Below are 22,120 nucleotides of genomic sequence, written 5' to 3'. Positions count from 1 at the left end.
GGCGCCCACGACCGGGCGGCGCCATCCCACCCTCGATAGGAATCGCCATGAGACCGCTCCGGGCAGCGGTCGCAGGACTGGTCGCGGCCGGGCTGCTGCTCGCAGCACCCGCCGCACCGGCCCGGGCGGCCGACTCACACACCTTCACCAACACCGTCAATCCGATCCTCGCCGACGGCTCCTACTACTCCGCCGACCCGGCGCCCCTCGTCGCCGACGGGCAGCTGTACCTCTACACCGGCCACGACGAGGCCGGGCCGGCGGTCAACGACTTCGTCATGAACGAGTGGGGCGCGTTCCGCACCTCCGATGTCGCCGGTGGCGAGTGGACGCACTTCCCCTCGCTGATGCGCCCCGAGCAGGTCTTCGCCTGGGCCACCCCGGGCCGCGCCTACGCCGGGCAGGTCGTGCAGGGCCCGGACGGCCGCTACTACTGGTACGTCCCGGTCAGCGAACGCGACTCGACGGCCGACAACACCTTCGCCATCGGTGTGGCCGTCTCCGACACACCCACCGGACCGTGGACCGACCACGTCGGCGGGCCGCTGATCTCGCAGCGCACCCCGGCCGCCAACACCATCGAGAACATCGACCCGACGATCCTGGTAGAGGGGCAGCGGGTCTTCGTCTACTGGGGCACATTCGGCCAACTGCGGATGCTGGAGTTCCAGGCCGACATGAAAACGCCGGTCGGCACCCAGCGGACGATCACCGGGCTGACCGGGTTCTTCGAGGCGTCCTGGCTGTTCAAACGCGGCGACACCTACTACCTGGCCTACGCGGGCAACAACGCCGGGCCTTGTACTCCGGCGCACTATCACGCCTGCATCGCCTACGCGACCGCCACCTCACCGATCGGCCCGTGGACCTACCGCGGGACCATCCTCCCGCCTGTCTCGTCAACGACCAGCCACCCGGGAATCGTCGAGTTCAACGGTCAGTGGTACCTGGCCTACCACACCGCCGACGCCGTCGGAGGCGGTCATTTCCGCAGGTCAGTGGCGATCGACCGGGTCGAGTGGGACGACACCCAGTCACCGCCGCGGATCAGGCCGGTCGTGCCGACTCCGCCGAAACAGGTGAACCGCACGCCGCGCGCCAACATCGCCCAGGCAGCCACGGTGACCGTCTCGAACGAGCCGGTGCCGACCCAGTACTGGGGGAAGGCGCTCAACGACGAGATCGTCCGCGGTAACCCGCTGCCACCGGACATGTGGGGCACCTGGACCGGCAGCAACCCTCCTCAACAGTGGATCCAGTACACCTGGGACCAGCCGATGCGGATCACCGGTTCGCAGATCGACTTCTGGAACGACCAGCCGCCGGGCACCGGCGTCGGTGTCGCCGCACCGGCCCGCTGGAAGATCCAGTACTGGAACGGGCAGTGGACCGACGTGCCCGGCGCCAGCGGCTATCCGACCGGCACCCAGGGGTTCCAGGACACGACGTTCGACCCGGTCACCACCACCCAGGTGCGGGCCGTGTTCGACGCGTCCACCAACGGCAGCACCTACTCGGCCGTCGCCGTCGAGGAGTGGAAGATCCTCGCGGCGCAGCCGGCCACGGTCACCCCGCCGCCGATCACCGTCGAGGTCGGCGAGAACGAGCTGCCCAGCTCCGTTCCGGTCACGTTCGGATCGGAGACGCTCCGGATCCCGGTCTACTGGGACCCGATCACCGCTGATCAGCCGGGCACACTCAGCGTCAGCGGCAGCGTCCTCGGCTATGCGGCCGGGCGCGTCACCGCCCAGGTCACCGTGATCTCGCCGGGCGACACCGAAGGAGATCGAACGCCACCGTCCGTCGTGCTCACCGCGAGCGGTTCGGCGGGCGCCGCCGGGTGGTTCCGCTCCTCCGTCCGGGTACGGGCGAGCGCCGCCGACGACCGCGGCGGCCGCATGCGGATCGTCACCACGGTCGACGAAGGCGCACCGCAGACCGCCGAACCGGCCCGCTCCGCCGAGGTGACGGTCACCGGCGACGGCCGCCACACGGTCACCGCGACCGCCACCGACCGGGCCGGGAACACGAGTTCTCCGGCCTCCCGCACGGTCGACATCGACGCCACCAACCCGGTCAGCAGCGCCGCGGTGGCCGACCGGACGGTGACCGTCACCGCCACCGACGCCACCTCCGGGGTGGACCGTGTCGAATACGCCCTCGGCACCGGCCCGTGGACCGTCTACACCGGGCCGGTCGGCGCACCCGACGCGGCCAGGCACACGGTGTCGTACCGGGCCGTCGACAGGGCCGGAAACCTGGAGACCGCGCGAACCGTGGTCCTCCCGGCCGACCTGTCCGCACCGCTCAACGGCAACGTCGGCCCGATCGCGGCCGCGACCGCCGCCTACACGGCCGGATGGAACAGTCTCACCGCCCTCAACGACGACTCCGACCCGGCGTCGCCGTCCCAGGCCCAGATCTGGGGCACCTGGTCCGGCACCCGGCCGGCATCGCAGTGGATCGAGTACGCCTGGTCCCGGCCGGTACGGCTCACCGGCGCCGAGATCAAGTTCTGGCGGGACGTCGACCAGGGCACCGGAAACGGCGTCGCCGAACCCTCGTCCTGGAAGCTCCAGCACTGGGACGGCAGCGCCTGGCAGGACGTCACCGGGGCCACCGGTCACGGCACCAGCACGACCGCGTTCAACCGGGTCACCTTCGATCCGGTGGTCACCGCCCGGCTGCGGGCCGTGATCAGCGCCGACGGCGACGGCAGCACGTACTCGGCGGTGGCCGTCACCGAGTGGCGGGCGTTCGCCGAGGAGCGGCCACTCACCGTCACCGCCCAGCCGCGCTGCATCGCCGGGAAGGTCTATCTGGCGGTCGCGGCGCGCAACGACCACACGGCGGCACTCGACATCGAGGTCGTCACCGCGTACGGGAAACGGGTTTTCGCCGCGGTCGCACCCGGCGCGAGCGTCTATCAGAGCTTCCCCGCGCGTGTCGTCTCGGTGCCGGACGGCGCCGTGACCGTCAACGGAACCGTCACCACCTATCCCGCCCAATCCTGTGGAGGCTGAAGTTGATCAGAAGAATGCCGGTTGCCGTAGCCTGCTCGGTGCTCGCCGCGGCGACCGCTCTCCCGGCCGCCGCGAGCGCCGATCCCGGTGATGCCGAGGTCGAGGTGACCGTCCGGATTCCCGAGATCGAGGAGCCCGGCGTGCTCGCCCTGTCCGTCGCCGGTGACGCTGTGGCCCTCACCGAGAATGGTTCCGACCTGCTGGTACGCCAGTTCACCGGTCGGCTGCCGACGGTCACCGTGACCGACACCCGCACGCTGGAGGAGATTCCCGCCGGATCGTCGTGGGCGGTGCTCGGCAGCTCGAGCGACTTCGCCGGAACCGCCGGGCAGGCCCCGATCAGCGCTGGGCACCTGGGCTGGAAACCGCGGCTCATCGACGGCGGCGGCACCGGTCTGGTCGCCGAGGGCGAGGAGGTGGTGACCGTTCTCGACGATCCCACCCAGCCCGGCAACAACGTCGGCCTCGTCGACCAGGAACTGCTGGTGTCCACCTACGACTCGGCGGAGGTGACCGGCGGCGCCTACACCGTCGACGCCGACCTGTACCTGCGCACCCCGGCCGACGTGGCGGCCGGCTCCTACCACTCCACCCTGACCCTGTCCCTCTTCGAGTAGCTGGGAGCCGCCGCCGTGCGCCGTGCCGTCGCCGTCCTCGCCTGTCTGGCCGTGCTGTCACCCGCGACCCCGGCGGCGGCCGCGCCGGCCACCGTCACCTGGACCGTCCAGCCCGCCGGCACGAACGGCCCGGACGGGCGGCGGTGGGCCGAGCACACCCTCGACCCGGGCGGGACGGTCACCGACCATCTGGCCGTCCGCAACCTGGGCGACGCCACGGCGGTGTTCGCGCTCAGGGCCGCCGACGGCTATCTCACCGAGAACGGCCGGTTCAACATGCTGCCCTCGGACCGGAGGTCGGCGGACGGCGGAACCTGGATCAGCGTGCGGGAGACGGTGACCGTGGCGGCGGGCCGGACCGTGGTGGTGCCGTTCACCGTCACGGCTCCGGCCGACGCCACCCCCGGTGACCATCCGGCGGGGATCGCCGCCTCGATCGCCGGGAAGCGGGGCACCGTCCAGGTGGAGAGCCGGGTCGGCTTCCGGGTGCTGCTCCGCGCCTCCGGAACGCTGCGGCCGGCGCTGGCCGTCTCCGGGGTGACCACCAGTTTCCGGCCGAACTGGAATCCGCTGCGACCCGGCACACTGCACGTCGCCTACACCGTCGCCAACACCGGGAACGTCCGCGCCGGGATCCAGGGCCGGGTCGCCGGGACCCGGGCCGATCTCGGCGAACTCCTGCCCGGCGGGAGCCGCACCGTCACGGCTGTGGCGCGGACCTGGCCCCTCGGCCGGATCCGGACCACCCTCACCCTCACGCCGGTGGTCCCGGGCGCCGCCGCCGAACCCCACACGGTCACGGTCACCACCTGGGCACTCCCGTGGCCGCAGGTGCTCGCTCTCGGGGCCGTCGCCGCCCTGATCCTGCTGGCCCGAACGAGGCGGGCACGCCTGAAACGGCTGCTGGAGCAGGCCCGCCTGGAAGGTCGCCGCTCAGCGGGCGCCTGAGTCACGCGACCCGCGACGAGTTGTCCCGGCTCCGCTGATCCGCTGTCCCGCCGGAGAGCGCGTTCCCGACGGCTGCGAGCAGTTCCACGGCGGTGAACGGCTTCTGGACGATGTGGGCCGAGTCCAGGTCGTAGCGGCGGCGCAGGTCGTCGTGGCCGTAACCGGACATGAACAGCACCGGCAGTTCCGGATGACGGACCCGCAACCGCTCGGCGATCGCCGGGCCGGAGCGGCCGCGCAGCACGATGTCGGTGACGAGCAGGGCCACGTCGCCCGGTTCGTCGCCGGGTGGTGTGCCGTCGCGCCACACCGTGGCGCGGTAGCCGTTCTGCTCCAGGATCCGGACCACCAGATCGCGGACCGGCTCCTCGTCGTCGACCACCACCACGTGCTCGCCGTGGCCGTGCGCCGGGCCGTCGTCCGTGTCCGGAGCACGGTCCGCCGATTCGGCCGCCAGCGGCAGCAGGATCCGGAAGGTGGTGCCGACGCCCGGCGACGAGTCCACGCTGATCTGCCCGCCCGCGTCGGCGACTATGCCGTACACGGTGGCCAGCCCGAGCCCGGTGCCCTGATCGGCGGGCTTGGTGGTGAAGAACGGCTCGAAGAGCCGGTCGCGCACCTCCGCGGTCATGCCGCAGCCGGTGTCGCTGACGGTCAGCCGCGCGTTGTCGCCGGGCGGCCGGTCCGTCTCCATCACGATCACGCCGCCGTCGGGCATGGCGTCCCGGGCGTTCACGATCAGGTTGAGCAGGATCTGGTCGAGGTGTCCCCGGTTGGCGCGGACCGGTAGCGGCTCGGGTTGCCCGCGGCAGATCAGCTGGATGTTCGCGCCGATGCTGCGCCGGAGCAGTTCGCCGGAGCAGTCGACCACCTCTTTCAGGTCGACGGTCTCCACCTGGGTCGGCTGCCGTTTGGCGAAGAGCAGGAGCTGCCCGGTCAGATCGCGGGCCCGGTCGGCGGCGTCGCGGATCCGGGCCAGATCCTTTCGGCCCTCGGGGGTCACCTCGTCGATCAGGAAGTCGGCGTAGTTGAGGATTATCGCCAGCAGGTTGTTGAAGTCGTGCGCCACGCCGCCGGCCAGCTGGCCCAGGCTCTCCATCCGCTTGGCCCGCGCCGACCGTTCGATGGCCAGCTTCTCCTCGGCCTCGAGCCGCTTCCGAGCAGTGATGTCGCGTTCGGTGGCGGCCGCCGCGACCACCGTGCCCGAGTCGTCGCGGATCGGCGCGACCGTGACCGACACCAGGAGCTCCGATCCGTCGCGGCGGATCCGCCGGGTCTCGTCGAGGCGCACGTGTTGCCCGGCAGCGAGGGTGATCAGGCTCTGTTTGAAGACGGGAAACCGCTCCGGGGGTATGATCTTGGGAAACTCGTGCCCGATGATCTCGCTCGGATGGTAGCCGTACATCTTCTCGGCGCCGGCGTTCCAGATCCGTACGACGCCGTCGAGATCGACCACGATGATCGCGTCCGCCGACTGTTCGACGAGGGCGCCCAGCATCTCCCGATCGCCGGCCGCGGCGGACCGGGCGGTCAGAAGGCCGCGCAGATGCCGGGCGATCAACCAGCCGATGATCGTGATGACGGCGATCATCAGCAGCCGCAGGATCTGGTCGGGCGAGCCGAACAAACCCTGCCGAGTGGAGATCGCGAGCGCGACGGCACCCGCGTAGGCGCCGATGGTGAGCACCAGCGTGGGGCTGGCGGTGGCGGCGGCCAGAGCCGGTCCCACCGCCAGCATCCCGAAGGTGAGCATCCGGGGTGGCGAGAGAGCGGACAACACTGCCAGCACGGTCACGGCCACGAAGGCCCCGACGACACCGGGCGTGACTTTCGGTCGCCTCATCGTCCGGCCCCCTTTCCGGATGCAGGTAGGCTATGCCCGGTTTCGCCGGGTCAAGCCCGGAACCCGGAAACCGGCGGTCGCAGCCGGGATGTCATCCGGTGGCCCTGCCGTATGGTGCAGCGGAACCCCCTCGCCCGCTATCCGAAGGACCGGTGCCGGTGGCCCGTCTGCTGCTCGTCCGCCACGGTCAGGCGTCGTTCGGCGCCGACGACTACGACGCGCTGTCCCCGCTCGGGCACGAACAGGCCCGTACGCTCGGGAAATCGCTTTCCGACCGGGGTGTCCGCCCGGCCCTGCTGGTGCGCGGCGCGCTGCGCCGGCATGCCGAGACCGCCGCCGGGATCCTCGACGGCCTCGCCATGTCGGTCGACGTGGCGATCGATCCGGGCTGGGACGAGTTCGACTTCCAGCACGTCGTGGAGATCCACCGGCCGCTGTTCCGGGACCGCGCCGCCATGGCGGCCGAGTTGGCGCGCGAGGCGCGCCCGGACCGGGCGTTCCAGGAGATCTTCGAGGCGGCCACCACGCGCTGGGCGTCGGGCGACCACGATCCGGAGTACGGCGAATCGTTCCCCGCGTTCCAGAGCCGGGTCGCCGGCGCCCTGGCGTCGGCCGAGGCGCTGCTGCGTGCGCACCGGGAGGTGCTCGTGGTCAGCTCGGGCGGGCCGATCGCGATGGTGGCCACGCTGCTCACCACCGGGTCGGTGGCCGGATGGGCGGCCTTCAACCGGGTTTCGGTCAACACCGGCGTGACGAAGGTGATCGCCGGGAGCCGCGGGCTGTCCCTGTCGACGTTCAACGAGCATCCGCACCTGGAGGCCGACCGGCGGCTGCTGACCTACCGGTGACGGGCCGGGCGGGGCAGCAGCGCCGGGACGCGGCGCATGTGCTCGGCGTAGGCGGGACGGCGGGCCAGTGAGCGCTCGTCCATCATCGGGATGCTGACGAACGTGAACAGCAGCACCATGGTGACCGGGCCGGCCACGGTCCACCACCAGTTCGGGGCGGCGGCCAGGGCGAACAGCCACATCCCCCACCAGAAGAGGATCTCGCCCAGATAGTTGGGATGCCGCGAGTACCGCCACAGGCCGCGGTCGATGATGCCGCCCCGGTTGGCGGGATCCTGGGTGAACCGCTGCAACTGGCGGTCGGCGGTCGCCTCCAGCAGCACGGCGGCCGCCGTGACCGCGACGGCCACCACGTCGAGCAGGCCCCACGACCGGCCGGTCACCGTGACGGCGGGCCAGACGGCGAGCAGCCCGGCGAAGACCACCAGTGTGGGCATGAGCTGGATGCCGGTCAGGTTCACCAGCCACCACGGGACGCCGCGCGGTCGCCGCTCACGCAGCCGCACGTAGCGCCAGTCCTCGTGGTCGAGGCCGCGCCACGACAGCGCCCAGTTGGCGGTCAGCCGGATCGACCAGGCGAGCACCAGCAGCAGAACGGCTGTCTGCCGCCCGGTCATCGCCGTGATCTCGCCACCGGTCTGCCACCACACCCAGGCGGTCACGATCACGGCCGGGGCGACGCTCCAGTACGGGTCGTAGAGGCTCGCGTTGCCGACGAGCATGCTGGCCGCGAACACCACGACGGTGGCGGCCAGGTCGGCGTAGAAGGTGAGCAGCAACGGGTGCGGGCCACGCGCCACGGCCACGACCGCCCACGCGACCAGCCCGGCCGCCAGGTAGGCGGCCGTCACCACGGCGAACCCCACTGCCCGGTCCCGGCCCGTCGACATAGGACGAGACTAAGCGTGCACTGCCCGTACGGTGAAGTCCGGTTCTTCGGCCGGACGGCCGAAGTGGTAGCCCTGCAACAGCCGGTAACCGAGCCGGTGGAGCACCTCCGCCTGCTCCGCGGTCTCCACGCCCTCGGCCACCGCGTCCAGCCCCAGACCCGAGGTGACCTGCATCATCGCCTCCGCGATGACCGCGTGCCGGCCGGCCTCGGTGACCCTGTCGACGAACGACTTGTCGATCTTCAACACGTCGACCGGCACGCTCTGCAACAACCCGAGCGACGAGTGCCCGGTGCCGAAGTCGTCGAGAGCGATCCGTACGCCCAGGGCCCGCAACCCGTGCAGCGCCGCCACCGCGGGCCCGCCCTCGAACACGGCCGTCTCGGTCACCTCCACGGTGAGCTGGTGCGGAGCCAGACCGGTACGGGCGAGCACCGCCGCCACCGACGCCGCGAACCCGGACCGGGCCAGCTGGCGGGCCGACACGTTGACACTGACCCGGTCCGGGGCGAGCGGCCCCAGTTCGGCGGTCCAGCGGGCCAGCCGCTCGCACGCCGTCTCCAGGATCCACGCGCCCAGCTCGACGATCAGGCCGTTGCGTTCGGCGACCGGAATGAACAGGGCCGGGCTGATCAGGCCACGCTGCGGATGCCGCCACCGGACCAGGGCCTCCACGGCGACGACCCGGCACTCGGGCAGCCGGACGATCGGCTGGTACACCACCTGGAACTGGCCGGTGTCGAGCCCGTGCCGGATCTGCGCGCCCAGCCGGGCCTGCTCCGACGACCGCTCGTCGAACGCGGGGGTCCACCGCGCGTAGGTCTCACCGGTCCGCCGGGCCACGCACATGGCCACCCCGGCGCGGCGCAGCACCTCCACCGGATCGTCCGCGCCGTCGGAGTCGGCGACACCGATCCCGGCACCGACCAGCACCTCGTAGTCGTTCGAGTGGACCGGGTAGTGCACCACGCCGATCATCCGGCCGGCCACCGCATCCGCCTCGGCGCGGGTCGCGTCGCGCAACAGCACCGCGAACTCGTCGCCGCTGAGCCGGGCCACGAGCGCCTGTGCGCCGGCCAGCGTGCGCACCCGTTCGGCGATCCGGACGATGACGTGGTCGCCGGCCACGTACCCGAGCTCGTCGTTGATGCTGCCCAGGTCGCTTACCCCGAGCAGGATCACCTGCGGGCGGCCGGCGACCAGCGCGTCGCCGAGGGCCCGTTGGAAGTGGCGCCGGTTGTGCAGGCCGGTCAGGTCGTCCTGGTTCGCCAGGCGCCGCAGTTCGGCCGACTGCCGGTGCACCTGGCGCATGACTCCGGCCATCCGGGTCACCCCGAGCGCGAACAGCACGATGGCGCCGGCCGCGATGACGAGCCGGTCGACCTGGTCGGCACCGACCGCGGGGATGAACAGCAGGGTGGGCGGGAGCACCGCGCAGCAGGCGGAGACGGCGAGGCGGCCCCGGCCCGCCCGGACCACCTCGGGCGGGTCCCCGGTCTCGGCCGCAGCCATCGACGGGTGCAGCGCGGCGGCGGCCCACAGCACGTAGGCCAGCAGCCAGGCCCAGTCGAGCCCGCGCCCGTCGTAGTCGAAATACTGGCTCAGCACCGAGAACGCGATGTCCGCCACGAGCAGCAGCCCGGCCGCCACGCCGAGCAGGTCGGAGCTGGCCGAGCGGGCGCGGGCGCCGATGAGCAGCCGGGCGACCATCACCAGCAGCAGCACGTCCAGTGCCGGGTAAGCGGTGCTGACCATGCGTTCTAGCAGCGACGCCGACTCCCCGGCGGCGACCGGGTGCAGGACGAACACCCACAGCACCAGGCTGAGCCCGAGGGCAGCGATGGACGCGTCGAGCAGGCCGCCGGTGTCCCGTCCGCGGCGGCCGCGCAGCAGCAGGAACAGCCCGGCGATCAGTGGCGGGTACGCGCCGAGGTAGAGGACGTCGGCCACCGACGGGTACGGCTCCTCGTGCCGGACGCTCTCCAGGTACCACCAGACGAGATCACCGACGGCGGAGAGCGAGATCCCGGCCGCGAACAGGATCCACGCGGCTGGGCGCGGTGACCGGTTCCAGCGCACGGCGACCAGGATGGCCAGCCCGGCGAGGAGCCCGACGGCGCTGTAGCCGATGTTCGCCAGCGCGCTGTCGGCCGGCATCAGGTAGTAGGGGACAGCCGCGAGCGCGCCGCCCACCGTCCACCACCGCCACCATCGGCTACCCGGCCTCATGGGCTGACCATCGGTCGCACCGGGACCCACTTGAGAGGCGCCCACCTTGTATAACGATCACATTCACGTTTTTCGTAATCTGCGGAGCCCGGTGACGAACGTGAGAGCGTCGAAATGTTTCGAGATCGATAAACCTTGACACCATCTTTGTTATCGATAACATCGGCCGGTAGCAAAGCCTCCCCTCCGTGTACCGCCGAAAGGCGTGTGCCGTCGTACCCGGAATCCGCCCCAGATCGGAGTCCTCCCGATGTCCCCGCTCCCCATCACCCGCCGCAGTCTGCTGGGCGCCGCCCTCGGCGGCGCCGTCGTCGCCACGACCGGTGCAGGCCACCCCGCCGCGGCCGCCGAACTGCCACCCGCCCGCGCCGACCTGGGCGTCTCCGCCTACCCATTCCCCCTCGGACAGGTGCGGCTCACCGCCGGCCGGCTCATGGACAACCAGACCCGCACGCTCAACTACCTGCGGTTCATCGACGTCGACCGGCTGCTCTACGTCTTCCGCGCCAACCACGGCCAGTCCACCGGCGGCGCCGCGGCCAACGGCGGCTGGGACGCGCCGACCTTCCCGTTCCGGTCCCACGTACAGGGCCACTTCCTGACCGCGTGGGCGCAGGTCTACGCGATCCTCGGTGACACCGTCTGCCGCGACAAGGCCAACTACATGGTCACGGAGCTGGCGAAATGCCAGGCGGCCAACGGATACCTGTCCGGTTTCCCGGAGGCCGACATCACCGCGGTCGAGAACCGCACCCTGACCAACGGCAACGTGCCGTACTACTGCATCCACAAGACGATGGCCGGGCTGCTCGACGTGTGGCGGTACGTCGGCAACACCCAGGCGCGCGACGTCCTGCTCAAGCTCGCCGGGTGGGTCGACACCCGTACCGCCGCTCTGTCCGTTTCTCAGATGCAGGCCATGCTCGGCACCGAGTTCGGCGGGATGAACGCCGTCCTCACCGACCTCTACCAGCAGACCGGCACCGCCCGCTGGCTGACCGTCGCCCAGCGCTTCGACCACGCATCCGTCTTCACCCCGCTCGCCGCCAACACCGACGCGCTCAACGGCCTGCACGCCAACACTCAGGTGCCCAAGTGGATCGGCGCGGCCCGTGAGTACAAGGCCACCGGCACCACCCGTTACCTGGACATCGCCCGCAACGCGTGGAACATCACGGTCGGCGCGCACACCTACGCCATCGGTGGCAACAGTCAGGCGGAGCACTTCCGTCCGGCCAACGCGATCGCCTCCTACCTGACCGACGACACGTGCGAGCACTGCAACTCGGTCAACATGCTCAGGTTGACCCGCGAACTGTGGGTGACCGACCCGAACCGGGCCGCCTACTTCGACTTCTACGAGCAGGCGCTGCTCAACCACGTTCTCGGCGCACAGAACCCGGCGTCGAACTACGGCCACGTCACCTACTTCACGCCACTGCGGTCCGGCGGCCGCCGCGGTGTCGGCCCGGCCTGGGGCGGCGGCACCTGGTCCACCGACTACGGCACGTTCTGGTGCTGCCAGGGCACCGGCGTCGAGGTCAACACCCGGCTCATGGAGTCGATCTACTACTACAGCGGCACCACGCTGACCGTGAACCTCTACGCCCCGTCGGTGCTCACCTGGTCGCAGCGCGGGATCACGGTCACCCAGGCCACCACGTTCCCGGCCGGCGACACCAGCACGCTCACCCTGGCCGGCACGATGAGCGGGTCGTGGAGCATCCGTGTCCGGATCCCGTCGTGGACCAGCGGCGCCGCCATCAGCGTCAACGGCGTCGCCCAGTCGGTCACCGCCACCCCCGGCAGCTACGCCACGATCACCCGTGCCTGGGCGGCCGGCGACACGATCACGGTCCGGCTGCCGATGCGGGTCGTGCTGCGGCCGGCGCCCGACAACCCGGACGTCCAGGCGATCACCTACGGGCCGGCCGTGCTGGCCGGAAACTATGGGGACACCGCTCTCAGCGCCCCGCCCGCGCTCACCGTCTCCTCGGTCACCCGGACCAGCGCCACCGCCAACGGGGCCGCCGTCAACCTGGTGCCGTTCTATGACGCGCACGGCTTCAACTACAGCGTGTACTGGCTCACCGCGGCCACGTACAAGATCGTCAACAACGCCACCGGCCTGGTCCTCGGCATTCAGGACATGTCGACCGCCAACGGCGGCCTCGCCGTCACCTGGGGTGACACCGGAACCCTCGACCACAGTTGGGTCCGGATCACCGACGGCACCGCGGTCCGCTTCCGCAACGTCAACAGCGGCAAGGTCCTCGGTGTCGAGAACATGTCGACCGCCGACAACGCGCGCGTCCTGCAATGGGACGACAACGGCACGGCCGACCACCGCTGGACCCTCGTCGACCAGGGCGGCGGCCTCTACAAGATCCGCAACGTGAACAGCGGCAAACTCCTCGCCGTCCTCAACGGCGGCACCGCGTGGGGCGTCCAGGTCGTCCAGGACCCCGACAACGGCAGCGCCGACAACCTCTGGCGCTTCGCTTGAAACCGATCATTTCGTACGGGCTACGAAGCGTCACCGTGGCGAGCGCACGGCCGACCCGCCCCGGCACGGCCGGCGGCCGCCGCCGGGCCGGCCCGGTGACGTCACCCTTACCCCGAAAGGTGAAACCGTGTCCCTGACCCGCCGCACCTTCACCCTGCTGCCCGTCCTGTCCGCGGCCGCGACCGCCACCGCGGTCGCCGCCGCCCCGACCGCGGCCCTCGCGGCGAACACCGCCTACGTGTTCGCCTACTTCACCGAGACCCCGAACATGTCCGGCGCGAACTACGGCCTGCACCTGGCGGTCAGCCAGGACGGTCTGAACTGGTCGCCGCTGAACCAGAACGCACCCGTCGTCACCCCGACCGCCGGCACCCTCGGCCTGCGGGACCCGTTCATCCTGCGCAAGCAGGACGGCACGTTCGTGATCCTGGCGACCGACCTCAACGGCACCGATTTCGGCCAGAACAACCAGTACCTGCACGTCTGGGACTCGGCGAACCTCACCAGCTTCACCGGCTACCGGCGGATCCGCATGCACACGCTGGCCACCCACACCTGGGCGCCCACCGCGTTCTGGGACGCGGCCCGAGGCCAGTACGGCATCGTCTACTCGGCCAACAACGGCACCGACGTGTTCATGGTCAACTACACGTCCGACTTCCGGACCGTGTCGGCGAACCAGGTCTACTTCAGCCCCGGCTTCCCGGTTCTGGACGGCGACATCGTCGTCGACGGCTCCACCTTCTACCTCTACTACAAGAACCTCAACACCGGCCTGATCCACGGCGCCCGATCCAGCACCGGCGCGGCCAACAGCTACACCACCTACACCAGCGGCCTGCGCCAGGGCAGCTCGATGGAGGCCCCGCTCCTGATCAAGAACAACGCCGGTACGGGCTGGTGGCTCTGGGGCGACTCGTTCAGCCCGGTCAACAACGACTACTACCTGTGGAGCAGCGGCAACGTCGGCGGCGACAGCTGGACCGTGGCCAACCAGCGCACCTTCACACCGCCGCTGAACGCCAAACACGGCAGCATCGCCGGGATCACCGCCACCGAGTACAGCGCCCTGGTCAGCCGCTGGGGCCTGCCCGCCTGGGTGCGGCTCAAGTCCTCGAACTTCCCCGACCGGTACGTACGCCACGCCAACAGCATCGGCCGCATCGACGCCTACCCGTTCGACCCGCACCAGGACCAGCTGTGGCGGATGGTGGCCGGACTGGCCGACAGCGCCGGGGTGTCGTTCGAGTCGGTCAACTATCCCGGGCGCTATCTGAGGCACAGCAACTACGCCATCCGCCTCGACCCCAACGACAACACCGCCGCGTTTCGGGCCGACGCCACCTTCTACCGGGTGGCCGGGCTGGCGGACTCCGCGTGGTCGTCCTTCCGCTCCTACAACTTCCCGGACCGCTACCTGCGCCACTCCAACTACGTGCTGCGCATCGACCCCCTGACCACCTCCTCCAGCACCACCGACCGCCAGGACGCCACCTTCCGAGTCTCCTGACCCACCTCCCCACCCCGCCCTGCTCCCGCTCCCGTTCCTGCTTCCGCTTCCGCCGATCTTGGACGTTCTCCCACCGCATGCGGTGGCCAATCGTCCAAGATCGGTGGGATTTGGGCGACGCGTATCCCCCTTTTCAGATCTTGGGCGTTTGCCTACCGCGGACGGTGGTCGGTCGTCCAAGGTTGGCCTGGGGGGCCGGGCGGTGCGGCCTCCCTTTCCGGATCTTGGACGTTTTCCTGCCGTCTGCGGTGGCCGGTCGTCCAAGGTCGGCGGGAGTTGGACGGTTCGTCCTACCCCTTCCGGGCCTTGGATCTTCTCCTGCCAGACGCGGTGGTCGGTTGTCCAAGGTCGGCGAGAGTTGGGCGGTGTGCCTCCCTCCCGGATCATGGACGTTCGCTCACCGTGTGCGGTGGTCGGTCGTCCAAGGTCGGTGGGGGATGGGTCGTGCGCCCTCCCCCTTCGGATCTTGGGCGATTTTGTACCGCGGGCGGTTGTCGATCGTTCAAGGTCGGCCTGGGGCGGGCGGGTGCGGCCTTCCTGTCCAGATCTTGGACGTTTTCCTGCCGTGTGGGCGGTGGTCGATCGTCCAAGAACGGCATGGGTGGGCGATGATCGTTCGGCGTGGGTGCGTGGGTGCGTGGGTGCGTGGGTGCGTGGGTGCGTGGGTGCGTGGGTGCGTGGGTGCGTGGGTGCGTGGGTGCGTGGGTGCGTGGGTGCGGTGCGTGGGTGCGTGGGTGCGTGGGTGCGTGGGTGCGTGGGTGCGTGGGTGCGTGGGTGCGTGGGTGCGTGGGTGCGTGGGTGCGTGGGTGCGTGGGTGCGTGGGTGCGTGGGTGCGTGGGTGCGTGGGTGCGTGGGTGCGTGGGTGCGGATGGAGGGCGGAGGCGATGGATGCGGATCGTGATGCGACTGGCGCGGGTTGAGGAGGCTGGGGCTCTGACTGAGCTGGCTCTCAGGTCGAAAGCGCATTGGGGGTATGACGAGCTGTTTCTGAAGGCCTGCCGGGACGAACTGACGTTGTCGCCGGGGGAGATCAGCTCTCGTCGTACCTCGGTTGCGGAGATTGATGGCCGAATCGCCGGCTTCTATACGCTGGACGGGCAGCCGCCCGAGGGCGAATTGGGCAATCTCTGGATCGACCCGAAGCACCTGCGGCGTGGCATCGGCCGGAGTCTGTGGCAGCACGCCATGGGGGTAGCGCGGGAACTCGGCTTCGCGGCGATCCTGATCGACGCGGATCCTAATGCCGAAGGCTTCTACCTCGGGATGGGGGCGACGACCGTGGGCACGACTCCGTCGACGTCCATTCCCGGCCGCGTACTGCCCAGGATGCGGTTCGACCTCAGGTGAGGTTGAACTCGCGGCCTTTGACACCGTCGATGAAGGCGGTCCATTCGGCGTGGGTGTAGTGGTGGGGCGGCATGCTGCGGTCTTTTTGTCGGCCCGGGGATGGCTACCTTCACGCAGGCGCCGTTCGCGCCACCTCGGCTGCCCTTCTTCCAACGCACTTCGGTGTAGTCCGCGCGCCGCTGAGCTGCCTGTTCAATCGTCTGTGGGTGTCTCGCCGGCTCAGGTCCAGGGTGACGAGGCATTGAGATCCGGCCCTGCACCGGGCGGTCTTCGGTGACAAGAAGTGGTCGTGTGATCCGGCGCGGGATGAGGTTGGCGAGCACCCCGGGCCCGGTCCAGCTCAATGTTCGACTGTGGACTCCACCGGAGTGTGCGGCAGGAGGTGCCGAGCCTGTCGATCGAGCGGGCTGGTGCCCGCCGGGATTGGCGACGGCACCGCCCGTACCAGATGATGTTGGTTTGAAGGGAGCGCCAACATGGAGAATCGGGTTTTCGGCGTCGCGTTGGTCGAAGATGGCGAGATCTACGCGCTGAGGGCGTTCCTGCCAGTGCCGGTCGAGCTGGCCGGGTTCTGAAACCCATGACCATGGACCCGCATCCGGGCGAGCCGCACGACGCCGCCCTGGCCGGGCGGCTCAACTGGCTGCGCGCCGGTGTGCTCGGCGCCAACGACGGCATCGTGTCGACCGCCGGTCTGGTGGTCGGTGTGGCGGGAGCGACCACCTCCACCGCCTCGATCGCCACCGCCGGTGTCGCCGGGCTGGTGGCCGGCGCCGTCTCGATGGCGCTGGGGGAGTACGTCTCGGTCAGCAGCCAGCGTGACACCGAGAAGGCGCTGCTGGAGAAGGAGCGTGGTGAGCTGGCGGAGTTCCCGGAGCAGGAGTTCGAGGAACTGGTCGCGCTCTACGAGGCCAAGGGGCTCAGCGAGACGACCGCCCGGCAGGTGGCCCGGGAGTTGACCGACCGGGACGCGTTCGCCGCGCACGCCGACGTCGAGTTGCGCCTGGACCCGGACGAGCTGACCAACCCGTGGCAGGCCGCCGTCGCGTCGGCCGTTGCGTTCACGACCGGCTCGGTGCTGCCGCTCGCGGCGATCCTGTTGCCGCCGCCGGGCGCCCGGATCGTGGTCGCGTTCGTGGTGGTGATCGTCGCGCTCGCAGGCACCGGCTACCTGAGCGCACGGCTCGGTGGCGCCCGGCCGGGGCGTGCGGTGCTGCGGCTGGTGCTCGGCGGTGCGGCGGGAATGGCGGTCACCTACGGCATCGGGACACTGGTCGGCGCCGGGACCGGCTGAGTCACGGCGTCGGCGATCCACCGGGCGACCTCGGCCGGCGTACGGTGCGTGGTGTCGACGACCTCGGCCTCGGCGTGCAGCCAGGTGCGGGCGGCCTCGGCGTACGGCTCGAGGTATTTGAGCCGGAACGGTGACGGAATCGGGGAGGCCGCCGCGATCCGGCCGCGAAGAGTGTCCTGGTCGGCGTGCAGGACGAAGTGCCGCACTCCGATGGCGTGTGCGGCGAGGCCCGCGCTGATCTCCCGCCAGTACGGTTCGACCAGGACTGTCATCGGCATGACCAGGGTGCCGCCGGTGTAGTCGAGCACCCGCCGGGCCGTCTCGACGACGAGTTGCCGCCACGGCGGCCAGTGCTGGAAGTTGTCGGTCTCCGGCAGCCCCGGCGTGATGTCCATCAGCGTCTCGCCGACCTTCTCGGCGTCGAGCACCCGCGAATCCGGGATGAGCGCCCGCACGAGCGCACTGGTCGTCGTCTTACCGGCCCCGTGGGTCCCATTGATCCAAACGATCATGTGGCCCGATGCTAGCGGGCCCCATGAAGACCACCCTGTCCCGTCCGTTGTAGTACGTGACCTGGACGCCCACTGTCGATGCCGGCTCATTGCGCCGCAGGTCGAGACACAATTCGTACGGATTTAGCCATCCGATCCGCCGACAACCGCTCCGCCGGGCCAGCTCATGCATGCCCGCCTCGTCGATGCCGGTGACCGTGAGCCGGCGGTAGCAAGAGTTCCAGCCACAGCCGGTCTCCTCATGGATCACGGTTGCCGTGGCCGGAAGCGGAATCGCGTCGCGCGCCGGCATCGGTGGGCCGCCGGCGACCGGTATCGCGAAGACGACCGCCACGCCGATCGCCCCGATGACCGTTCCGGCCAGCCAGCGCCTGGTCAACGGCTGTCGTCCCCACGCTCCGGCCGCGACGATGGCAGCGGCGCCGATCAGGTGCCAGCGCAGGCCGTCATCGATGTTCGGCGGCGTGCTCCAACTGCCGAACACCACGGTCCACACCGCCCACGCGGCGACCCATGCGACCAGTCCGGCGCCGATCCGCCAGGCGTGCGGCCGGGACCGGCCCAGCAGCGCCCACGCGACCGGAAAGGTCAACACCACCGGCACGAGTACGGCGACCTCGGCCGGTTCCAGCATCTCGTCCGCGATCGGATCGCCCGGCTGGACCATCGGCCACACCGGCGCCGTGGCGATGACCGCACCGGCCACGAGCAGCGGACGTGACCACCGGCGCCACGGCCCCGCGACGCGGACCAGCGCCTCGCGCCGGCGGCCGATCCACGCCCCCGGATGCGGGAAACGCCGCCCGGTGAGATAACCGACCAACCCCACGACCACCAGCATCAGTACGTCCACGCGCCTTCGACGTCCCACCGGACCGGACGGTTGCCCGCAACAAATCCTGAACTTTCTTAACAGATATCTTGACCGAGTGTCCAGCATCTAGTTAAGTCGATGTACCCGATATCCCCCTCGCACCAGTGCATCCGTTGATGTACGGAAGGTGAGTCATGCCCAGAAAACGGCTCTTGTCGATCCTGGCTGCGGTCAGCGTGGCCGTGGCCGGCGCCGCCGCCGCGATCCTGCCGATGACCGCGTCGAATGCGGCCGAGGCGTGCGTGGCCGCGTACAGCAACACGGCCGTCTACACCGGCGGGATGCGGGCGTCCTACAGCGGCCGCAACTGGACCGCCAAGTGGTGGACCCAGGGGGAGACGCCCAGCACCGGCGGCTCCGGGGTGTGGGCCGACAACGGCGCCTGCGGTGGCGGTGGCGGCACCACCCCGACCGCCGGCGCCTGCAACCACCCGAACTGGGTGGCCGGCCAGTTCTACGCGGCCGGGTCGATCGTCCGCTACACCAACGGGCAGTACTACCAGGCGTCGCACGACAACCCCGGCTACGACCCGGTCATCAGCACCTGGTACTGGTCGCCGTACACCTGCTCCGGTGGCGGAACCACCCCGCCGCCCGGCGGCGGGTCCGGAAGCTTCCCGGTCAGCGAGGCCCAGTTCAACCAGATGTTCCCGAGCCGGATCGCGTTCTACTCGTACGCCGGCCTGATCGACGCCGTCAAGAAGTACCCGGCGTTCACCACCACCGGCAGCGACACTGTCAAGAAGCAGGAGGCCGCCGCCTTCCTCGCCAACATCAACCACGAGTCCGGCGGCCTGGTCTACGTCGAGGAGATCAACCAGGCGAACTGGCCGCTCTACTGCGACCGCAGCCAGTCGTACGGGTGCCCGGCCGGGCAGAGCGCCTACCACGGCCGTGGCCCGATCCAGCTGAGCTGGAACTTCAACTACAAGGCGGCCGGTGACGCGCTCGGCATCGACCTGCTGAACAACCCGGACCGGGTCAAGAACGAGTCGTCGGTCGCCTACCAGACGGCCGTCTGGTATTGGATGACCCAGCGCGGTCCGGGCACCATGACCCCGCACGACGCCATGGTCAACAGCCGGGGCTTCGGGGAGACGATCCGCAGCATCAACGGGTCGCTCGAGTGCAACGGTGGCAATCCGGCCCAGGTGCAGAGCCGGGTGGACGCCTACCAGCGGTTCAGCGCGATCCTGGGCGTGAGCCCGGGTGCCAACCTCTCCTGCTGACCGTACGCAGTGGAACAGCCCCGGCGCGCCGAGCGCCGGGGCTGTCCGTTTTAAGGCTCTCGAAAGGGCAGGGAAAGTCCGTCCTAAGCAGGTCTGGGAGCGCTTCCAGATTTGGTCTATGGTTCCGGTTCATGCCGATCCCCCGAACGCGATCACGGCGGCAGCTGTGGCTCGTCATCGCGTGCGCGCTGGTACTCCTCACGAGTGCCGGTCTGATCCCCCAGATCATGTCGCGCGCGTCAGCGGCCACCAAGACCGTCTACATCCCCTCCTACTGGGCCCAGACCGGCGAGGTGCCGTGGGTCGCCGAACGCACCAAGGAGTCCACCAACTTCATCCTGCTCTGGGGTGAGAAGTCGGGCACCGATCCGAAGTCCGCGGCATCGCCGTACAACTTCGACCCGGACAGCGTGATCAGCCAGCTGGAGAACCTCTACGGCTTCTATGTGAACACCATGAAGTTCACGCCGGAGACCGGGCTGCTGGCCCAGCACAAGATCATCGTCATTGTCACGAACACCTGGAACCGCACCGAGCTCGACGCCTGGGCCACCGGTGGCTCGGTCGACGGGAAGGTGGGCGTCATCAACGTCGCCCCCGGTGCGGCCCTGCCCGGATCGTGGGGCCTGGCGCACGAGCTGGCCCACGTCTTCCAGAACTACACGTTCCTGGGCCGCAGCGGTTACGGCTTCACCGACCCCTCGGCCGGCACGTTCTGGGAGACCAGTGCCGAGTTCATGGCCATGCAGGCGCTGCCCACCACGGCGGCCGGTGACCTGACCCGCTGGCTGCGCTCGGAGAACCTGTACTACAGCTCCAGCCGGCATCACTACGGCAACTGGATGCTCGCGCAGTACATCAAGGACCGTGACGGCCTGGAGATGTTCAACCGGATCTGGAACGAGGCCCGCAGCACCGAGCATCCACTCGAGGTGTACCGGCGGATCGCGGGCATCGACCAGAACGAACTCAACCGGCGTCTCGGTGAGTACGCCACCCGCACGGTCACCTACGACTTCGGCAACCGGTCAACATTGATGCCGTTCATCAACAACGTGTACGGCGCCGGCTTCCTCAATGCGTACAACGGCGGCAATGTTGAGGCGGTCAACTCAAGTCTGGGGCACTACCAGATCAACAGTCGCGTCGCGCCGTCCGACTACGGCTTCAACAAGATCAAGCTGGTCCCGTCGACCGACGGTGGACTGGTCAGATTGCGACTCAAGGGCCACGCCGAAACCGGGGCGAGCGGCTGGACGTTCGGCCTGGTGGCGGTCAAGAACGGCACGCCACGCTACGCGGGCGTCAAGACCGGCACCGACGGCCAGATCGACCTCCAGCTGCAGGCCGGCGAGAGCGAGGTGTGGCTGGTCGTCACCGCCACACCCAGCGCGGTCCCGCACTACGGCTTCCTCGACGGATACACCAAGGCGCGCCGGTTCCCGTACGAATTCCGCGTCTCCGGGGCCACGCCGTCCGGTTTCGAGCCCGGCCACGTGAAGCCGAACCCGACCGGTGGCGGCCGCTGGCACTCCAACGGCGGCGGCTGGGTCGCGGCGAACGCCAGCGTGGCGGCCACCGCGTACGTCGGGCCGAAGGCCGCCGTGATGGGCGGCACGGTCACCGGCAACGCCCGGATCGAGGGCCTCGGCTGGGTCAACGGCGGCACCGTCGGCGGCAACGCGGTGGTCAAGGACAACGCTCTCGTCCAGGCCGGCGCCAACCTGTCCGGCAGCATCGTGGTCGGCGGTGACGCGGAGATCGCCTTCGCCTGCTCGTCCGGCACGTATCTGCTGTTCGACCCGGACCGCAAGTGTGACGGCACGGCGGGGGAGACCGACGTGAACCCGTCGTTCACCGCTTTCCCGAGCACGGACCTGGCGCTCTCCGAAACGCCGGCGACGACACCTTCGGCGACCCCCTCGGCCACCGCCTCGGCCACCCCGTCGGTCACCCCTTCATCGGCTGCGCCGACGACGTCGGCTCCCCAGGCCACCGCCAACCTCTCCGGTACGGCGACCGCGTCCGCCTCCTGCACCTCGCCGTGGGAGACGGTCGGCGCCCTCAACGACGGTCTCGAACCGGCGGCGTCGAACGACACGGTCAACCCGCGATGGGGAACGTGGCCGGAGGCCGGAAGCCAGTGGGCCGAGCTGATCTGGCCGTCCGCGGTCACGGTCGGCCGTGCCCAGGTCTACTTCTTCGACGACGCCGGCGGTGTACGCCTGCCGTCGTCCTGGAAGCTCCAGTACTGGACCGGTTCGGCGTACGCCGACGTGCCCGCGGCCGGCGGATACCCGACGGCCGCCGACGCCTACAACACGGTCACCTTCACCCCGGTCACCACCACCCGCCTGCGGGTGTCGCTGACCTCCTCCGGCGCCGGCTCGGTGGGCCTGCTCGAGGTGAAGACCTTCGCGAAGTAGTCACGACGGGTCGGGGCGCCGCCT

The 22,120-nt window shown here is 70.0% G+C and carries 15 protein-coding genes; 10 read left to right on the top strand and 5 right to left on the bottom strand.

What is annotated here, in order from left to right; translation table 11 throughout:
• The first annotated feature begins 47 nt into the window (after positions 1-47).
• The 3 genes from BJ964_RS37915 to BJ964_RS37905 are packed head-to-tail and all read left to right on the top strand — an operon-like array spanning position 48 to position 4,588.
• A complete protein-coding gene (locus tag BJ964_RS37915) occupies positions 48-3,023 on the top strand; it encodes an OmpL47-type beta-barrel domain-containing protein (RefSeq protein WP_188125160.1) in 2,976 nt (991 codons plus the stop codon).
• Positions 3,024-3,037: 14 nt separating this feature from the next.
• Positions 3,038-3,640, top strand: a complete 603-nt coding sequence (locus BJ964_RS37910) for a hypothetical protein (RefSeq protein WP_188125159.1) — start codon at positions 3,038-3,040, stop codon at positions 3,638-3,640.
• A 15-nt stretch (positions 3,641-3,655) separates the two neighbouring features.
• Positions 3,656-4,588, top strand: coding sequence for a DUF916 domain-containing protein (locus tag BJ964_RS37905; protein ID WP_229807337.1), 933 nt, complete (start codon positions 3,656-3,658; stop codon positions 4,586-4,588).
• Between the two features lies 1 nt (position 4,589).
• On the opposite strand, the gene BJ964_RS37900 is transcribed toward BJ964_RS37905, so the two are convergent.
• Entirely contained in the window at positions 4,590-6,431 is a 1,842-nt protein-coding gene (locus BJ964_RS37900) for a PAS domain S-box protein (protein WP_188125158.1), read from the bottom strand.
• Between the two features lie 158 nt (positions 6,432-6,589).
• Between BJ964_RS37900 and BJ964_RS37895 the strand changes: the two genes are divergently transcribed.
• Entirely contained in the window at positions 6,590-7,279 is a 690-nt protein-coding gene (locus tag BJ964_RS37895; protein WP_188125157.1) for a histidine phosphatase family protein, read from the top strand.
• On the opposite strand, the gene BJ964_RS37890 is transcribed toward BJ964_RS37895, so the two are convergent.
• Positions 7,270-8,169 carry a DUF1295 domain-containing protein gene (locus BJ964_RS37890; RefSeq protein WP_188125156.1) on the bottom strand — a complete coding sequence of 300 codons (900 nt, stop codon included), beginning with the start codon at positions 8,167-8,169 and terminating at the stop codon, positions 7,270-7,272. The genes BJ964_RS37895 and BJ964_RS37890 overlap by 10 nt on opposite strands.
• 9 nt (positions 8,170-8,178) lie before the next feature.
• Positions 8,179-10,398, bottom strand: coding sequence for a putative bifunctional diguanylate cyclase/phosphodiesterase (locus BJ964_RS37885; RefSeq protein WP_188125155.1), 2,220 nt, complete (start codon positions 10,396-10,398; stop codon positions 8,179-8,181).
• 250 nt (positions 10,399-10,648) lie between these two features.
• Here BJ964_RS37885 and BJ964_RS37880 point away from each other — a divergent pair, with 250 nt between their 5' ends.
• The 4 genes from BJ964_RS37880 (at position 10,649) to BJ964_RS37865 (ending at position 17,055) form a co-directional block, all read left to right on the top strand.
• On the top strand, positions 10,649-12,904 hold the full coding sequence (locus BJ964_RS37880; RefSeq protein ID WP_188125154.1) for a beta-L-arabinofuranosidase domain-containing protein: 2,256 nt from the start codon (positions 10,649-10,651) through the stop codon (positions 12,902-12,904).
• Positions 12,905-13,031: 127 nt separating this feature from the next.
• Positions 13,032-14,414 (top strand): glycoside hydrolase family 43 protein, encoded by a 1,383-nt coding sequence (locus BJ964_RS37875; RefSeq protein ID WP_188125153.1) that lies wholly within the window; start codon positions 13,032-13,034, stop codon positions 14,412-14,414.
• Between the two features lie 888 nt (positions 14,415-15,302).
• On the top strand, positions 15,303-15,761 hold the full coding sequence (locus tag BJ964_RS37870; protein WP_188125152.1) for a GNAT family N-acetyltransferase: 459 nt from the start codon (positions 15,303-15,305) through the stop codon (positions 15,759-15,761).
• A 580-nt stretch (positions 15,762-16,341) separates the two neighbouring features.
• Complete coding sequence (locus BJ964_RS37865; RefSeq protein ID WP_188125151.1) at positions 16,342-17,055, top strand: VIT1/CCC1 transporter family protein; 714 nt, start codon at positions 16,342-16,344, stop codon at positions 17,053-17,055.
• On the opposite strand, the gene BJ964_RS37860 is transcribed toward BJ964_RS37865, so the two are convergent.
• Entirely contained in the window at positions 17,016-17,567 is a 552-nt protein-coding gene (locus BJ964_RS37860; RefSeq protein WP_188125150.1) for a DEAD/DEAH box helicase family protein, read from the bottom strand. The genes BJ964_RS37865 and BJ964_RS37860 overlap by 40 nt on opposite strands.
• Complete coding sequence (locus BJ964_RS37855) at positions 17,530-18,507, bottom strand: hypothetical protein (RefSeq protein ID WP_188125149.1); 978 nt, start codon at positions 18,505-18,507, stop codon at positions 17,530-17,532. Before BJ964_RS37855 ends, BJ964_RS37860 begins: the two co-directional genes overlap by 38 nt.
• A 68-nt stretch (positions 18,508-18,575) precedes the next feature.
• On the opposite strand from BJ964_RS37855, the gene BJ964_RS37850 reads away from it, so the two are divergent.
• Together BJ964_RS37850 and BJ964_RS37845 are read left to right on the top strand one after the other, a co-directional pair.
• Positions 18,576-19,670 carry a glycoside hydrolase family 19 protein gene (locus BJ964_RS37850; protein ID WP_188125148.1) on the top strand — a complete coding sequence of 365 codons (1,095 nt, stop codon included), beginning with the start codon at positions 18,576-18,578 and terminating at the stop codon, positions 19,668-19,670.
• A 131-nt stretch (positions 19,671-19,801) separates the two neighbouring features.
• Positions 19,802-22,096 carry a DUF6055 domain-containing protein gene (locus BJ964_RS37845; protein WP_203832432.1) on the top strand — a complete coding sequence of 765 codons (2,295 nt, stop codon included), beginning with the start codon at positions 19,802-19,804 and terminating at the stop codon, positions 22,094-22,096.
• Positions 22,097-22,120 lie beyond the last annotated feature (24 nt).

Origin of the sequence: Actinoplanes lobatus, from assembly GCF_014205215.1 — a bacterium.
GTDB lineage: Bacteria > Actinomycetota > Actinomycetes > Mycobacteriales > Micromonosporaceae > Actinoplanes > Actinoplanes lobatus.
The sequence above is the reverse complement of the archived record's forward strand: the minus strand, read 5'-3'. Positions and strand labels throughout refer to the sequence as shown.

Coding starts and splice junctions, on each gene's coding strand:
- BJ964_RS37915 (WP_188125160.1), top strand. CDS start 48: ATGAGACCGCTCCGGGCAGCGGTCGCAGGACTGGTCGCGGCCGGGCTG.
- BJ964_RS37910 (WP_188125159.1), top strand. CDS start 3,038: ATGCCGGTTGCCGTAGCCTGCTCGGTGCTCGCCGCGGCGACCGCTCTC.
- BJ964_RS37900 (WP_188125158.1), bottom strand. CDS start 6,431: ATGAGGCGACCGAAAGTCACGCCCGGTGTCGTCGGGGCCTTCGTGGCC.
- BJ964_RS37890 (WP_188125156.1), bottom strand. CDS start 8,169: ATGTCGACGGGCCGGGACCGGGCAGTGGGGTTCGCCGTGGTGACGGCC.
- BJ964_RS37885 (WP_188125155.1), bottom strand. CDS start 10,398: ATGAGGCCGGGTAGCCGATGGTGGCGGTGGTGGACGGTGGGCGGCGCG.
- BJ964_RS37880 (WP_188125154.1), top strand. CDS start 10,649: ATGTCCCCGCTCCCCATCACCCGCCGCAGTCTGCTGGGCGCCGCCCTC.
- BJ964_RS37870 (WP_188125152.1), top strand. CDS start 15,303: ATGCGGATCGTGATGCGACTGGCGCGGGTTGAGGAGGCTGGGGCTCTG.
- BJ964_RS37865 (WP_188125151.1), top strand. CDS start 16,342: ATGACCATGGACCCGCATCCGGGCGAGCCGCACGACGCCGCCCTGGCC.
- BJ964_RS37860 (WP_188125150.1), bottom strand. CDS start 17,567: ATGATCGTTTGGATCAATGGGACCCACGGGGCCGGTAAGACGACGACC.
- BJ964_RS37855 (WP_188125149.1), bottom strand. CDS start 18,507: ATGCTGGACACTCGGTCAAGATATCTGTTAAGAAAGTTCAGGATTTGT.
- BJ964_RS37850 (WP_188125148.1), top strand. CDS start 18,576: ATGCCCAGAAAACGGCTCTTGTCGATCCTGGCTGCGGTCAGCGTGGCC.
- BJ964_RS37845 (WP_203832432.1), top strand. CDS start 19,802: ATGCCGATCCCCCGAACGCGATCACGGCGGCAGCTGTGGCTCGTCATC.